Below are 15,606 nucleotides of genomic sequence, written 5' to 3' on the forward strand. Positions count from 1 at the left end.
TTTGCTTAGCAAGCAGCTAGTTAGCGCTCAAGATGCAAGAACTGCATATGCCGCTCATAGTGATTCAGAATATCGTTAATAATTTGATCTTGGGTGTAACCCACAAGGTCGTAATCTAAACTGCCTTCACGTAAAAACACTTCAGCACGGAAATAAGCTTCTGGCTCATCGTTTTCACCTTCAGTAACAAAACTTGGTTTTTGTGACTCAACCAACCATACCTGATAGATAAAATCGACCTCTTCTTGGTGCATTACCTCAAATGTAATACCGCTTTTATCTTCCTCAATTTTAATTTGCGACTCAATTCCTTCAGTACTTAATGCTTCTTGCACACTTTCCATAGCTTCGTGCACTTTATGCATCATAAAGGTTTGTACTTTACGTCGCGTGGGGAAGTTTACAATACGGTTTAAACGTCCGCGCCAGTCCTGCATATTAGCCGCCGGCATAATATTGAGACGCCCGGCTTTCATGCGATTGCCTTCACGCACCAAACATTTCGCCATGGCGATCATATACACCAACAAGATCAACGAAAACGGTAAGCCTGCAATCACTGATACTGACTGTAACGCACCAAATTCACCGGTAAATAATAAACCCAAAGTCACCAAGCCAGTCGCTGCGGCCCAAAACAAACGCAACCACACTGGCGCATCTTCGCCGGTACCTAACGATTTACTGCTTAAATTGGCTAATACCAACGAACCTGAGTCAGCAGAGGTAATAAAAAAAGTCATCCCGATCAACATGGCAAAACCTGACCAGACAATCGGCATCGGGAAGTGCTCAAACAATTTATATAACCCCATCTGCGGGTTAGCTACGGCGACCTCGCCAAGCTCCACTGCCCCATTGTTCACCAAGTCAATAGCGGTATTACCAAAAATAGAAAACCACACAAAGACAAAGCCCAAGGGAATTAACATCACCCCAAATACAAAGTCACGCAAACGTCGACCACGGGAAATTCGTGCGATAAATAAGCCTACAAAAGGTGCCCAGGCAACCCACCATGCCCAAAAAAACACGGTCCAACTGGAACGCCACTTCGCCACTGCCTCACCTTCATAGGCATACATATCAAAGGTTTTAAGCACAATAGTTTGAAAGTAATCACCAATGTTTTGCACTAATGCATTTAGTAAAAACTTAGTGGGCCCCATAAACAGTAAGGCTAATACCAAGATTAAAGCGCCCAGCATATTGAGCTCGGATAAGCGCCGCACTCCTTTAGCCACACCGGTAGTGGCTGAAATGCCAGCAATGGCAATCACTGCAACAATAATGATCGCTTGTGTGGTTTGACTGGTAGGAATCCCAAATAAGTAATCCATACCAGCATTCACTTGCAAAACGCCGATCCCTAAACTCGTAGCAATTCCTAATAAGGTACAGACCACACCAAAGGTATCAACTGAATGCCCAAGCCAACCTCGAGTAAGCTTTTTACCAAACACTGGTATCAATGCTGAACGTAGTGCCAATGGATAGTTATAACGATAGGCAAAAAAAGCCAACACCATCCCCATCAAGGCATAGATACCCCAGCCATGTAAGCCCCAATGTAAAAAAGTTTGGGTAATAGCTAAATGTGCGGCTTCAGGCGTTCCCCCTTCCCCCATAGGTGGCGCTAGGTAATGCGCTAAGGGCTCAGAGGCACCAAAGAATAAAAAGCCAATCCCAACCCCTGCGGCAAATAACATGGAGGCCCAAGTTAAAAATGGGAAGTCTGGCGTTTCATGATCACGACCTAATTTAATATCCCCAAAGCGCGAAAACGCCACGGCTACTGAGAAAATACAATAAGCCGCTACCACCGCCATGTAATACCAACCAAACGAGTCGGAAATACCTTGCATCGCGGTACTAAGGATACTTTGGCTCGAAGTAGGAAAAGCAATCGTCCATACAATCAGCGCAATACATGTAATTGCAGAGGAGTAGAAAACCGTTTTATTGACTTGGCTAGCCGTCGCTTTTTTCCCCTGTACAACGGTTGTTTCTGACATACCTGTATACCTTTTTATGTAATTATGATTCCTATCAACCCCTTTTATGATAAGCGGCTCACCCCATTTGTTCCAATTTCGCCTTTGATTTGCCTTGGTTTAAGCAATAAAAAAGCGGCCAAAGCCGCTTTTAGTCGATCAATGATAAATCACTTAGCCTTCCATTTCCTCAAGCTCAGCCCACCGTTCAATCGCTGCATCAAGTGCCTGCTGGGTTTCCGTCAGTGCCGCTAAAGTAGGCTCGGTTGCCTCTGGTGCTTGGGTATAAAATGCCGGATCCGAAGTTTGCTCTTGCAGCTTTGTTAGCTGCTGCTCTAACTGATCAATCCGCTGCGGCATTTCATCAAGCTCACGCTGCAATTTATAGCTTAGTTTTTTCTTTGTAGCAGGTTTAACCACTGGCGTTGGCGCTGTAACTGGAGCAATAGGCTCAGTGACGGATGCCGTACTGTTTTTCTCAATCTGCTTTTCCGTCATGCCCAATTGGGTAATGCTACCGCCTTGGCGCAACCAATCATCAAAGCCGCCAATAAACTCACGCACATGCCCCGTCCCATCAAAGACTAAGGTGCTGGTTGCAACGTTGTCTAAGAACGAACGGTCGTGACTGACAATTAAGACAGTGCCTTTAAACTCAGACAATACCTCTTCCAAGAGCTCGAGAGTTTCAATATCTAAGTCGTTGGTTGGTTCATCCAGTACCAATAAATTGGCTGGCTTCGTAAACAACTTAGCCAACAATAAACGAGCACGCTCACCACCGGATAAGGCTTTTACCGGCGTGCGCGAGCGTTGCGGGCTAAATAAGAAATCACTGAGATAACTTAAAACGTGCTTGCTTTGTCCATTAATGGTTAAGGTATCGCTGCCTTCAGCAACGTTATCCATAACTGTTTTTTCAGGGTCCAACTGATGCCGCAACTGATCAAAGTAAGCCACTTCTAACTTAGTACCCACTTCGATAGTACCTTGGGTCGGTGTTAACTTACCTAGCAACAACTTAAGCAACGTGGTTTTACCGCTCCCGTTAGCACCTAATAAGCCAATACGGTCACCGCGCTGAATCACCATGGAAAAGTCTTTAACTAACTCACGACCACCCGGATGGGCAAAACTAATTTTATCCACCACCAGCACTTGCTTACCGGATTTCTCTGCAGCCGCTAAGCTCATATTCGCCGTGCCTTGACGCTCACGACGCTGGCTGCGCTCTAAACGCATTGCTTTTAGTTCACGCACTCGGCCTTCGTTACGGGTACGCCGTGCTTTAATGCCTTGGCGGATCCAGACTTCTTCTTGGGCAAGACGTTTATCAAACAGAGCATGTGCTGCTTCTTCGGCGGCTAACTGCTGTTCTTTATGCTCAAGAAAACTTTGATAATCGCCATTCCAGTCAATCAAGCCACCACGATCTAGCTCTAAGATGCGGGTGGCCATATTTTGTAAAAAGGTTCGGTCGTGGGTAATAAATAACACCGCCCCATTAAAATTTCTTAATGCTTCTTCTAACCAAGCAATGGCGCCAATATCTAAATGGTTGGTCGGCTCATCGAGCAGTAATAAATCTGGCTCTGCCACCAAGGCTTGAGCTAACAACACCCGACGCCGCCAGCCACCGGATAACTCGCTTAAAGTTTTTTCAGCAGGTAACTGCAATCGGCTTAAGGTACTATCAACTAGCTGCTGCAAGCGCCAGCCGTCTTTGGCTTCTAACTCTTGCTGTACCTGCATCAGCTGATTTAAATCTTCATCGGTGGTGATATTTTGGCTGAGCTGGTTGTAGCGAGTCAGTAGTTCACCAACCCCTTCTAAGCCTTCGGCCACTACTTCAAAAATTGTTCGCTCATCCGCTCGTGGCAACTCTTGCGGCAATTCACCAATTTTTAAACCAGGTGCCCGCCACACTTCACCGTCATCGGGTAGCTGCGTACCCCGCACAATGCTCAACATACTGGACTTTCCTGTCCCATTGCGACCAATGATACATACCCGTTCACCTTTATCGATCTGCCAAGAAACTCCTTCTAATAAAGGATTAGCACCATAGGCGAGGGAAATATTGGTTAGTTTGAGCAAAGCCATACAGATTCTCCTAAAAACAGGCAGCCATTGTACCTGTAGCCAAGCCTAAAGCGCAGTAGCAGCAGTAGAAAGAAATTTTCGTTAGTATGGTTTCTCGTTTTGACTAAGGACATTACATGCAACGCGGGATATTTTATGCCGGACTAGCCGGAGCACTGTGGGGCTTTGTGTTTGTAGTGCCCAGCTTGCTACCTGATTTTAATCCGCTGCTACTTAGCACCGGCCGCTACATTGTTTACGGGATACTATCCGCGCTAATTATCCTGCCAAAGCTAATCCCGTTAATACAACGTCTCACCCGACTGGATATTCAACAGCTAATCTGGCTCTCGCTCAGCGGTAATCTGGTGTATTACCTGTTACTGGCCTCAGCGGTACAACTTGCTGGGGTAGCCACTACCTCTTTGATTATTGGCACGCTACCGGTAACCATCACCCTAGCCGGACGCAAAGATCAAGGGGCCTTGTCACTTCGACAATTAGCTTGGCCCTTGCTGCTAATTATGCTGGGCATGCTGGCGGTCAATATCAGTGCTTTTCAGCAAGCGGCTAACCAACAGCAACCCTTACATAACACAGTACTTGGTATTTTATGCGCCTTTGGTGCGCTCTTTAGCTGGACCCGCTTTGCCGTCAACAATACTCGTTATCTCAAATTGAGCCAGTTTACTAGCAGCGAGTGGTCGAGCCTGTGGGGCATCACCACCGGCTTACTGAGTGTGTTACTGCTGCTCATCGCTGGAGGATTATTTCCAAGTCAGCTCCTGCCAGAACTGCCACAAAGTCGCTGGCTAAGCTTTTTTGCCATCAGCTTGGGGCTGGCGTTATTTAGCTCCTGGCTGGGTAATTTATTGTGGAATGCCGCCAGTCGGCGTCTACCCATTACCTTAGGCGGCCAGTTAATTATTTTTGAAACACTGTTTGCTCTGCTCTACGGTTTTGTCTATGCCGCCCGCTGGCCTAGCTTGACGGAGATCATTGCCATTGCTTTATTAATTAGCGGAGTACTCTGGACCGTAAGAAAACATCGTTGAATGGCAGCATCTTGTGGCGAAATAACGCATAATGCTGGGCAGAATGTTTTTATTAAATTGCACTTAAAATGAGATCACTCATGAATACAGATATTCGTCTTGAAGACTTTCCCCTACATTGCGTAGAAAAACTCCGCTTTCGTGACACGGACAGTCAAGGGCATGTTAATAACGCCGTATTCGTTACCTTATTAGAAGTCGGCCGCGTAGAAATGCTGTTTGATCCCAAGTATCAGCTGGTTACTGAAAATTCAGCCTTTGTCTTAGCCCATCTTTCCATGGACTATCTCGCCGAAATGACCTGGCCTGGCGAAGTGACCATCGGTACCTGTGTGGTCAACACTGGTCGCAGCTCACTGACTCTCGCCCAAGGACTCTTTCAAAACGGTAAATGTGTTGCCACCGCAAAAACCGTGATGGTGCTGATTGATACCGTAGAGCGCCGCCCAAAAGCGATTTCTGATGCCGCAATTGCTCAGTTGGCACAGCTAACCAGTATTGCTAACTAAGTTAGTTTGCCTAGGCTGTGCCCTTGCCGGTTACCCGCAAGGCACAACCTAGCCACTAGCCGCTGCTTCGCTTCATCAGTTAAAATCCTTCTCTTTTTAGGCTGCATGTTGCGCTATGTCCACTTCTGCTACTGTTCAACTCTTTGCTTTACCTTATTTACCCTCTACTGCCGAATACTTTTCACGCATTCATCAAGCGCCCCAAGCTATTTTTTTGGACTCAGGCCAACCTCAAGCTGAACGTGGCCGCTTTGATATTGTCAGCGCCTGGCCTTTGCAAGTCCTCAGCCCTCAGTCCACAGAAACTGGTGCCGCCTACTTACAACGTTGCCGACAAGCATTAGCCCGCCTTACGCCTTGTGATAGTGAGCAAGAGCTGCCCTTTACCGGCGGCTTACTGGGCTACCTAAACTACGAATTTCAACCCGACAGCTATCAGCAAGAGTCTACTGAACACAGTACAGACTACCCTGTTGCCCAACTTGGGCTCTATGACTGGGCACTTATCACCGATCATCAACAGCAACGTTGCTACCTGATGGGCCATGCCAGTGTTCCAGCCGAGCGTATGCACTCCTTGCTCACGTTATTTCAAAGCCCCCTTGCTGATACTACTGCAGCACCCACTTTCAAACTGACGCAACCCTTTCAAGCACGGCTTAGTGCCACCGACTATCAACAGCAGATAGCTCAAATTCACGAGTATATTCGTGCCGGTGACTGCTATCAGGTGAACTTCACACAGCGTTTTTCCGCGACCTATCAAGGTGATCCTTGGCCGGCATACTTGGCGTTACGCACCGCCTGCCCGACGCCTTTTTCTGGTTTTATTCGACTTAACTCCGAGCAGGCAATTTTAAGCCTATCACCCGAGCGTTTTTTGCAAGTACAGCAACAACAGGTTGAAGCACGCCCCATTAAAGGTACCCGCCCACGTGGCGCCAATGCGCTCAGTGATCAGGCCAATGCCGCAGAGTTGTTAGCTAGCACTAAAGATCAAGCAGAAAACCTGATGATCGTTGACTTATTACGTAATGATTTAGGTCGCTGCTGCCGCCCCGGAAGTATTCAGGTGCCCGAACTCTTTGCCTTAGAAAGCTATCCCAATGTGCACCATCTAGTTAGCCAAATTACCGGTCACCTACGCGACGATGTAGACGTATTTGACTTAATCCGCGCCAGTTTTCCAGGTGGCTCGATTACCGGAGCGCCAAAAATTCGAGCGATGCAAATTATTCAACAGCTAGAAAGCACGCCACGGCAGATTTACTGTGGCTCGCTGCTCTACCTCGATTGCCGTGGCCACTTTGATAGCTCCATTGCAATTCGTACCGTGCTTGCGCTACAGCAACAACTGCATTGCTGGGGCGGCGGCGGTATTGTCTTGGACTCTGAATGGCAAGCAGAATATCAAGAGTCAATCGAAAAGGTTGCGGTACTCATGCGCACCTTAGAACAGCAGTTTAGCTAAGTGGATCACCCTATTTAAGCCGCTCGGCAGCAAAGCGCTGGGTTTGCATAGCCTGTAGCCGACTTAAGGTGCGACGAAAAGGAAAGGTCAAATAGCCAGCAGTGTACAGCTCAGTTAGCGGCACCTCGGCACACAAATACAAAGGCACCTGCTGGTCGTAACATTCATCCACTAAGGCAATAAAGCGGCGCACACTGTCATCATGCGGCGAGAGTGCCGGCAACTGCCGATCGCCAGCCACCACCCGCTGGGCAGCATCTTCGGTGCCCCGAGCAATTTTACTGGGTCGCTGCTTAGCGGTTAAGGTTGGAACCTGCCCTACAAACAGTGCCTTAAAGCGCTGGCAGAGGGCAATAAACTCCAAACTTGATAGCGGTTGCTCACACAACTCAGCAAAGCTAAAACACGCTACCTCGCTAGTAAACCCTCGGCACTGTAAACGGCGATGCCCCACTACTAGCTCACCGCCCTGTACTGCTTGCCCTGCAGCTAACTGCTGAAAGCGCTGCTCAAACTCAGAGAACTCATTACTCAAAAAATAGCGCTGAATAGCGGCTGCTTGATGTAATCGGTGATCTTGTCCGCCATCTAAGGCAATTACCTGCATTGCTTGCTGAATGGCGGCAATCGCCGGCAAAAATCGCTCTCGATTAAACCCATCGTGATACAGCTGCTCGGGGGCTTGGTTGGAGGTGCAAATAATCACCAAGCCTTGGGCAAATAGCGCCTGAAACAAATTGCCTAAAATCACTGCATCAGCAATATCACTGACGAAAAACTCATCAAAGCACAGCAGTTTAATTTCTCCAGCTAAATCAACTGCAATTTGTTGCAAAGGTTCCGCTTGACCACTCAACTGAAACAGGCGCCGATGTACATCTCGCATAAAGTGATGAAAATGCTGACGTTGCTTGGGCACCTTTGATAATTGATAAAACTGATCCATCAACCAAGTCTTGCCACGCCCCACAGGACCATATAAATAAATCCCCGCCACTGGCAATTGAGCATTCAGTTTGCTTAAGGCTAAATCTAACTGAGTAATAGCTGCTTGTTGCGCCCTATCGCAAACAAAATCTAGTGTTTGTTGGGCTTGTTGATAACGCTGGGCGAGCAAGTTACTCATAGGCACTCTTAGGGAAAATAAAATTAATCTGGATACAGACTTAACTCTATCAAAGCTGGTTTTAGTTATCTAAATGAAAGGGTTATGATGCCAAGATCTGCGTTTAAGCCTGAGGATTTGATGATGCTTACTTTTACCGCTTTGCCTGCGTTTAATGATAACTATATCTGGCTAATCAAAAATGATGTCACTCGTGCTTGCGCCGTGGTGGACCCAGGTGATGCTCAACCGGTACTCAACTGGTTAGCCGACCACCCAAAATGGTCGTTAACCGATATTTTAATTACCCATCACCATGCGGATCACACCGGTGGTGTGATGCTCCTAAAGCAAGCCACCCAAGCCTTAGTGACCGGACCGGCCACTGAATCTATTCAAGGTATCGAGCGTGCCGCCACAGACAAACTGCAATTTAAGTTACTAGATGCCGCCGAAGTCACTGTCATTGCTGTACCTGGACACACCTTAGGTCACGTTGCCTATTACTCTCCTGCAACGGCTATGGCTAAACCTTGGTTATTAAGTGGTGATACCTTGTTTGCTGCTGGCTGTGGGCGCATCTTTGAAGGCACTGCCGAGCAAATGTTTAACTCGCTCAAGCGCCTAGCGGCGTTACCGGATAATACCCAAGTCTTTTGTACCCATGAATACACCCTCAGTAACTTGAAGTTTGCCGCAGCCGTTGAACCCAACAATCCTGAAATCAGCCAACGCTTACATCAAGTTACAAACTTACGCGCTGCAGAACAAATTACCCTGCCCAGCTCAATTGCCTTAGAAAAAGCCACCAATCCATTTTTACGGGCAACAATTCCTGAAGTTGCGCAAAAAATAGTACAACAAGGCTACTCGGCGACCCACCCAGTCGAAGTTTTTGCTGCGCTAAGGCAATGGAAGGATAACTTTTAAACCTCTGTCTACTCCCGGGTGCCTTGACCCTCAGAATAGTGGCTCATAGAATCGCGCCACTATTCATTTTTTTCGTTATTTTAATTATGTCTATTTTTCGCTCTTTACTGCATCCCTCACGCTCATTGATTGTATTCTCATCAGTGATTGCCAGTTTAATTTCTGGTTGTGCCAGTAAGCACAATACCAGCGATGAGTTTGCTGCTTTTCAACCAGTTACCACTCAATCTTCTGCCACTGCTGAATTAAATCGAGCAAAAAAACAGGCTGTAATGCGCAAGCAAGCTGAACAGGATGTTTGGCAAATTATTCGCCAAGGCTACCAGTTTGCAGATGATGTCCAAACCAATCCTCGCATTGAACAGCAGCGTTTATGGTTTGCCGCTCGCACCAACTCCATTGAAACCATGGCGCAACGTAGCACGCCCTATTTGCATTATATTGTCGATCACTTACAAAAACGCAAGATGCCGCTAGAGCTTGCTCTGCTGCCAATGATTGAAAGTGCTTATGACCCTACCGCTTATTCCCACTCCCATGCTTCAGGCTTGTGGCAATTTATCCCCTCCACCGGTAAATATTTCAACCTCAAACAAACCTCATGGTATGACGAGCGACGTGACCTAACAGCCTCCACCTTAGCGGCGCTGGATTATCTGGAATACCTAAGTAACATGTTTGAAGGCGATTGGCTCTTAGCTTTGGCCTCTTATAATGCGGGCGAAGGTACTGTTAGCCGAGCGATGAAACGTAATCGCGAGCTGGGGTTACCGACCGATTACTGGAACCTGTCACTGCCTAAAGAAACTCAATACTACGTGCCTAAGTTTCTCGCTGTCGCACAAATCGTATCTAGCCCACAAGCCTATAACGTTAAGCTAGCTCCTGTTGCCAATCAGCCCTACTTTGCCACCATTAAAATTGAGCACGCCTTGGATTTAGACCGAGTAGCAATGTTGGCAAATATTGATCGTACTGAACTGAGCCAACTGAATGCGGCACATATGCAGGGCGTGACTGTTGATGGCCCTAAAGTGATCCGGGTCCCTGCCACCAAAGTTAGCACCTTGCAAGAGCGCCTCGCCAAACTGCGAAGCCAAGACTTAATGCGCTGGCAGCAACACCGCGTCACCAGCGGCGAAACTCTACACAGCATTGCTCAACAGCACAAAGTTTCAAAAGAAGCACTCAAGTATCTGAACAAGCTAAACTCGGATCAGGTCACCGTTGGTCAGCAGTTAACCATTCCTTCCCAGCATCACTTTGCTTTAGCACAAAAAACTGAACAGCTCAGCCGCACCAACTTGCGCGCTAAAGCAGGAGCGACAACTGCTGCTGCCAACGTTCGTTATCAAGTCCGCCGCGGCGATACCCTGTCTAGCATCGCCCGCCGGCATGGCGTCAGCATTAATCAGCTAAAGCAATGGAACCGAATCGCTGGCAATAACATTCAAGTTGGCCAAACCCTTGCTTTACGTCAGGCTACCCGCAGCGCAGTGGCTAAAAAACCCACTTACTACCGTGTACGTAGCGGTGACTCCTTGTCACTGATCGCCAGACGACATAATGTTAGCCTTAAACAATTACAGGCTTGGAACCCGAAAAGCTCAAGTGCGATTCGCCCAGGCCAACAACTGGCTATTTATCGTTAAGCCTTGCGCTCAGTGAGCGCAACTTATCAGTGTTCTAGGAGGGAGCCATGTCTATATTGCTTCGCCGTCTCTGGCTTGGCTGCTTGTTATTACTCAGCCCAACCAGTTTCGCCACCATTGAGCACAGCCATGGCTATGCGCAATTTGCTGATCTTAAGTATCCTGCTGACTTTAGCCACTTCGACTGGGTAAATCCCAAGGCGCCTAAAGGGGGCCAAGTGCAGCTTATGGCGCTAGGCACCTTCGACACCTTAAATCCTTATACTTTAAAAGGCAGCAGTCCGATTAGTACCGGCGACTTTGCCAGTTACGGAGTAAGCGAACTTAATGCGCCACTCATGATCGGCAGCGGACTGTTTGACCCATCCGGCGATGAGCCAGCCAGTGCTTACGGCTTGGTCGCAGAAAGCCTTGAATACAGTCAAGATCGCAGCTGGGTAACTTTTTTTCTACGCCAGCACGCCACCTTCCATGATGGCCAGCCGATTACCGCAGCAGATGTGCTGTTTTCTTATCAGACTCTGCTTCACCAAGGCCATCCTCAATACCGAGCAGCACTACAAGAAGTCGACCGCGTTGAAGTGCTTAGCCCACACAAAGTGCGCTTTGTGTTTAAGCGGGCCAATAATCCATTACTGATTTTGCGGGTCGGTGAGTTACCGGTTTTACCTAAGCACTACTGGGCTAACCGAGATTTTAGTCAAACCACCTTTACCCCACCCTTAGGCAGTGGGCCTTACCAAATTACCCAGGTCTCCCCTGGTAAACGTTTAGTTTTTGAGCGCGTGAAAAACTGGTGGGGCGCTGAATTAGCGGTTAATCGCGGTAAATATAACTTTGATCGAGTTTCCGTCGACTTCTATCGCGATCGCCATGTGGCATTTGAAGCATTTAAGGCTGGGCAGTTTGATCTATTTATTGAGCATCAAGCCAAGAACTGGGCTCAAGGGTATAATTTTCCTGCGGTACGCCAAGGCAAAATAATTAAACAAGCTATCCCTCACCAAATTCCGGCACGCAGTCAAGCCATTTTCTTTAATACTCGGCGCCAAATATTCCAGCCGCTAGCGGTTCGACAAGCCTTATCACTTTTATTTGATTTTGAATGGCTGAATCGCTCTCTGTTTAATCAGGCCTATCAACGCGCCACCAGCTTTTATCCCAATAGTCCATTTAGCGCCAGCGGCTTACCTACTGAGGGCGAGCGAGTACTGCTGAATGCTGTGCGCCAACACCTACCTGCAGAACTCTTTACTCAGCCCTTTGCCCTCGCCCAAACCGAAGGCACTGGACTGCCTCGACAAACCATAGGCCAAGCCCTACAACTCCTAGCTGAAGCAGGCTGGCATAACGATGGGAATGGCTTAAAAAATGCCCAAGGCCAAACCCTAAGCGTGGAAATTTTATTAGTCAATCCACGGCTTGAGCGTATCTTGCAATCCTACATTAATAACTTACGTTTAATTGGCATCGATGCTCGTTTACGCACGGTTGATCGCGCGCAGTTTAAACAGCGCTTAGATCGCTATGACTTTGATTTAACCTTACTCACCCTGCCCCAAACCCTAAGTCCAGGACTTGAGCAATGGCTGTATTTTCATTCCAGCCAAGCAGCTGTAGTCGGCAGCAAAAATTATGCCGGCATTCAAGATCCTGCGGTTGATTACTTATTAGAAAGTCTATTAGCCGCCAAAACCCGTGAGCAGCAGATAAATGCCACCCGCGCTTTAGACCGTGTGTTACTGTGGAAGCACTACACGATTCCTAACTGGTATATCAGTGAGCACCGACTCGCTTATAAAAATCGTTTTGATTTTGTTACTACACCGCCCTACGCCTTAGGCTTAAATGCGTGGTGGCTCAAGCCCAATGAGATAAAACCATGAGTTTGCTGAAATACTGCTTAGCTGGAATTCTTAGTTTTGCTTTAGTCCAATCAGCCGTAGCTGAGGTTAAGCATGCATTAACCCTGTATGGCGAGCCGCCTAAATACTCGGCAAACTTTACTCACTTTAATTTCGTCAACCCTAAAGCGCCTAAAGGCGGGCAGTTAAAACTGGCCAGTTTTGGTGGCTTTGACAGTTTGAATCCTTATTTGGCTAAGGGTAATCCTGCGGATCGAGTGAGCTTAATTTACGATAGTTTAATGTACCAGTCGCCAGATGAGCCCTTTACCGTCTACGGCCTGATTGCCGAAGGCGTAGAGCTAGATGAGAATAATCAGTTCGTGCGCTTTATTCTCAATCCTAAGGCGCGCTTTCAAGATGGCACGCCCATTACCAGTGCCGATGTGGCTTTTACCTTTAACACTTTAATTGAAAAAGCCCACCCACTGTATCGCCATTATTACGCCGATGTCGCAGAAGTGGTCATTGAAGACCCGCTGCGAATTCGCTTTGATTTTAAGCACAATAAAAACCGCGAATTGCCGCTAATTTTAGGCCAGCTAGAAATTTTACCGAAACATTGGTGGGTGTCCCGCGACTTTAGCAAAACCAGTTTAGAGCCACCGCTTGGCAGTGGCCCTTACCGAATCAGTAAAGTAGACCCAGGACGCTCGATTGAATACCAGCGTGATGAAAACTGGTGGGCTAAAGATTTACCCGTCAGCCGTGGCCTATATAACTTTGATCAGATCCAGGTGGATTACTACCGTGATATGTCGGTTGCCTTAGAAGCTTTTAAAGCTGGACAATTTGATCTCAACCAAGAGTACTCGGCCAAAGACTGGGCCACAGGCTACGACTCTCCCGCCCTACGTAGCGGAAAAATTATTAAAGAAAGTTTTGCTAACCATAATCCGGTTGGCATGCAAGGCTTTACCTTCAACTTGCGCCGCCCTCTATTTCAAGACATTCGAGTGCGCGAAGCCATTAGTCTCCTGTTTGACTTTGAGTGGACCAATAAACAGTTGTTTTATGGCTCGTACTTACGCACTAACAGTTTTTTTGAAAACTCTGAGCTAGCAGCTGAAGGCTTACCCTCTGCGGCAGAATTAGAAATTTTAACTCCACTTAAAGAGCAATTACCTAAGTCAGTCTTTACCCAAGTATTCAAAAACCCAGTCAGTGACGGCTCTGGCATTATCCGCGATCAGCAGCGTAAAGCGTTTAAGTTACTGCAAGATGCTGGCTATCGGGTTGAAAATGATCGCATGGTAAATGCTGATGGTGAACCGCTCTCGTTTGAGTTTTTAATCACCCAAACCAATTTAGAGCGCGTCCTGCTGCCGTTTAAACGCAACTTAGAAGAACTCGGTATTGAGATGATTATTCGCCGAGCGGATATGTCGCAATACATTAATCGAATCCGCTCCCGAGACTTTGATATGACCTCAAGCATCTGGCCGCAATCAAACTCTCCTGGCAATGAACAGCGCGAATTTTGGCACTCGAGCAGCAAAGATAATCCCGGCAGTCGTAACTATATTGGCTTAGCCGATCCGGCAATTGATCAATTAGTTGAAGGTTTAATTAATGCCGACAGCCGCGAACATTTAATTACCCACACGCGCGCTTTAGATCGTGCTCTGTTGTGGGGGCATTACGTAGTGCCCAACTATTACATCAATACCTGGCGCGTCGCCTACTGGGATAAGTTCGCTCACCCAGAAGTAACGCCACTGTATGACTTTGGATTAATGACGTGGTGGAGCAAAACGTTATCGGCTGATCAAGCTACTGATTCCTCCACCGCTCCGTTAACACGAGACTAATCTATGCTGGCTTATATTTTTCGACGGCTATTGCTGATTATTCCCACTTTATTTGGCATTTTACTGCTTAACTTTATCATTATTCAGGCTGCCCCCGGTGGCCCAGTTGAGCAAATGATTGCCAAGCTCGAAGGCTTTGACGAAGCTGCAGGCGGCGCGACAGGACGAATTTCTGGCGGTGGCAGTGAAGTCAGCAGCAGTGGTTCTGCTAACTATCGTGGCGCCCAAGGCCTTGATCCCGACTTAATTGCTGAAATTGAGCGCATGTACGGCTTTGATAAGTCTGCCCCTGAGCGCTTTTGGATTATGCTAAAAAATTATGCCCAGTTTGATTTTGGCAATAGCTTCTTTCGTGATGCCAAGGTGGTCGACCTAATCAAAGAAAAGCTGCCAGTCTCCATCTCACTAGGCCTATGGAGCACCTTACTGATGTACTTGGTGTCTATTCCGCTCGGTATCAGTAAAGCAGTACGCCATGGCAGCCGTTTTGATGTGTGGACTAGCTCTGCGATCATCCTAGGCTATGCTGTGCCGGCATTTTTATTTGCTATTTTATTAGTCGTGATCTTTGCTGGCGGCAGCTATTTAAGCTGGTTTCCGCTACGTGGCCTGACTTCAAGCAACTTTGAAGAGTTAACTTTGCTTGGCAAAATTGGCGATTATTTTTGGCACTTAGCACTTCCGGTTACTGCGTTAGTGATTGGCAACTTTGCCACCTTAACCCTGCTCACTAAAAATAGTTTTTTAGATGAAATCAACAAACAATACGTCACCACGGCACGAGCCAAAGGCTTAGATCAACGACAAGTGCTGTATGGCCATGTATTTCGCAATGCCATGCTGATTATTATTGCGGGGTTTCCTGCCGCTTTCATTGGCATGTTCTTTACCGGCTCCTTACTCATTGAAGTCATTTTTTCACTGGACGGTTTAGGTCTGTTAAGTTTTGAAGCTGCCATTAATCGCGACTATCCGGTGGTTTTCGGTACCTTATTTTTATTCACCTTGCTGGGTTTACTGGTTAAATTAATCGGTGACTTAACCTATACGCTGGTTGATCCACGCATTGATTTTGCAAGTCGGGGGCAATGAA

At 47.3% G+C, this 15,606-nt stretch carries 11 protein-coding genes; 8 read left to right on the top strand and 3 right to left on the bottom strand.

Annotated elements, in window-relative coordinates:
- Positions 1 to 20: 20 nt before the first annotated feature.
- Both betT and AKN87_RS05105 read right to left on the bottom strand, forming a co-directional pair.
- Positions 21 to 2,015, bottom strand: a complete 1,995-nt coding sequence (gene betT / locus AKN87_RS05100; protein ID WP_053102682.1) for a choline BCCT transporter BetT — start codon at positions 2,013 to 2,015, stop codon at positions 21 to 23.
- A gap of 153 nt (positions 2,016 to 2,168) precedes the next feature.
- Positions 2,169 to 4,097 (bottom strand): ATP-binding cassette domain-containing protein, encoded by a 1,929-nt coding sequence (locus AKN87_RS05105; protein ID WP_053102683.1) that lies wholly within the window; start codon positions 4,095 to 4,097, stop codon positions 2,169 to 2,171.
- 116 nt (positions 4,098 to 4,213) lie between these two features.
- On the opposite strand from AKN87_RS05105, the gene AKN87_RS05110 reads away from it, so the two are divergent.
- The 3 genes from AKN87_RS05110 to pabB all read left to right on the top strand — a co-directional run bounded on the left by AKN87_RS05110 (position 4,214) and on the right by pabB (position 7,111).
- Positions 4,214 to 5,131: a DMT family transporter gene (locus AKN87_RS05110; protein WP_053102684.1), complete on the top strand. Its 918-nt coding sequence runs from the start codon at positions 4,214 to 4,216 to the stop codon at positions 5,129 to 5,131.
- 80 nt (positions 5,132 to 5,211) lie between these two features.
- The gene (locus AKN87_RS05115) at positions 5,212 to 5,640 is read left to right on the top strand and encodes an acyl-CoA thioesterase (RefSeq protein ID WP_053102685.1); all 429 of its coding nucleotides are present in this window, start codon (positions 5,212 to 5,214) and stop codon (positions 5,638 to 5,640) included.
- 115 nt (positions 5,641 to 5,755) lie between these two features.
- Positions 5,756 to 7,111 carry an aminodeoxychorismate synthase component I gene (gene pabB, locus AKN87_RS05120; protein ID WP_053102686.1) on the top strand — a complete coding sequence of 452 codons (1,356 nt, stop codon included), beginning with the start codon at positions 5,756 to 5,758 and terminating at the stop codon, positions 7,109 to 7,111.
- Positions 7,112 to 7,121: 10 nt separating this feature from the next.
- Here the strand turns inward: pabB and zapE are convergent, their stop codons facing one another.
- The gene (gene zapE, locus AKN87_RS05125; protein WP_096335115.1) at positions 7,122 to 8,237 is read right to left on the bottom strand and encodes a cell division protein ZapE; all 1,116 of its coding nucleotides are present in this window, start codon (positions 8,235 to 8,237) and stop codon (positions 7,122 to 7,124) included.
- A gap of 123 nt (positions 8,238 to 8,360) precedes the next feature.
- On the opposite strand from zapE, the gene gloB reads away from it, so the two are divergent.
- The 5 genes from gloB (at position 8,361) to AKN87_RS05150 (ending at position 15,605) form a co-directional block, all read left to right on the top strand.
- Positions 8,361 to 9,146: a hydroxyacylglutathione hydrolase gene (gene gloB / locus AKN87_RS05130; protein ID WP_053100046.1), complete on the top strand. Its 786-nt coding sequence runs from the start codon at positions 8,361 to 8,363 to the stop codon at positions 9,144 to 9,146.
- 86 nt (positions 9,147 to 9,232) lie between these two features.
- Positions 9,233 to 10,798, top strand: coding sequence for a LysM peptidoglycan-binding domain-containing protein (locus AKN87_RS05135; protein ID WP_064496115.1), 1,566 nt, complete (start codon positions 9,233 to 9,235; stop codon positions 10,796 to 10,798).
- Between the two features lie 56 nt (positions 10,799 to 10,854).
- Positions 10,855 to 12,684: an extracellular solute-binding protein gene (locus AKN87_RS05140; protein ID WP_053103628.1), complete on the top strand. Its 1,830-nt coding sequence runs from the start codon at positions 10,855 to 10,857 to the stop codon at positions 12,682 to 12,684.
- Positions 12,681 to 14,513, top strand: coding sequence for an extracellular solute-binding protein (locus AKN87_RS05145; RefSeq protein WP_053102688.1), 1,833 nt, complete (start codon positions 12,681 to 12,683; stop codon positions 14,511 to 14,513). The genes AKN87_RS05140 and AKN87_RS05145 overlap by 4 nt, the downstream gene beginning before the upstream one ends.
- A 3-nt stretch (positions 14,514 to 14,516) precedes the next feature.
- On the top strand, positions 14,517 to 15,605 hold the full coding sequence (locus tag AKN87_RS05150; RefSeq protein WP_053102689.1) for a microcin C ABC transporter permease YejB: 1,089 nt from the start codon (positions 14,517 to 14,519) through the stop codon (positions 15,603 to 15,605).
- Position 15,606 lies beyond the last annotated feature (1 nt).

The sequence above is a fragment of the Thiopseudomonas alkaliphila genome, assembly GCF_001267175.1.
GTDB classification, from domain to species: domain Bacteria; phylum Pseudomonadota; class Gammaproteobacteria; order Pseudomonadales; family Pseudomonadaceae; genus Oblitimonas; species Oblitimonas alkaliphila.

Excerpts from the sequence above, each read along its gene's own strand:
- betT (WP_053102682.1), bottom strand. The coding sequence starts at position 2,015 with ATGTCAGAAACAACCGTTGTACAGGGGAAAAAAGCGACGGCTAGCCAA.
- gloB (WP_053100046.1), top strand. The coding sequence starts at position 8,361 with ATGCTTACTTTTACCGCTTTGCCTGCGTTTAATGATAACTATATCTGG.
- AKN87_RS05110 (WP_053102684.1), top strand. The coding sequence starts at position 4,214 with ATGCAACGCGGGATATTTTATGCCGGACTAGCCGGAGCACTGTGGGGC.
- AKN87_RS05135 (WP_064496115.1), top strand. The coding sequence starts at position 9,233 with ATGTCTATTTTTCGCTCTTTACTGCATCCCTCACGCTCATTGATTGTA.
- AKN87_RS05105 (WP_053102683.1), bottom strand. The coding sequence starts at position 4,097 with ATGGCTTTGCTCAAACTAACCAATATTTCCCTCGCCTATGGTGCTAAT.
- zapE (WP_096335115.1), bottom strand. The coding sequence starts at position 8,237 with ATGAGTAACTTGCTCGCCCAGCGTTATCAACAAGCCCAACAAACACTA.
- pabB (WP_053102686.1), top strand. The coding sequence starts at position 5,756 with ATGTCCACTTCTGCTACTGTTCAACTCTTTGCTTTACCTTATTTACCC.
- AKN87_RS05115 (WP_053102685.1), top strand. The coding sequence starts at position 5,212 with ATGAATACAGATATTCGTCTTGAAGACTTTCCCCTACATTGCGTAGAA.
- AKN87_RS05145 (WP_053102688.1), top strand. The coding sequence starts at position 12,681 with ATGAGTTTGCTGAAATACTGCTTAGCTGGAATTCTTAGTTTTGCTTTA.
- AKN87_RS05150 (WP_053102689.1), top strand. The coding sequence starts at position 14,517 with ATGCTGGCTTATATTTTTCGACGGCTATTGCTGATTATTCCCACTTTA.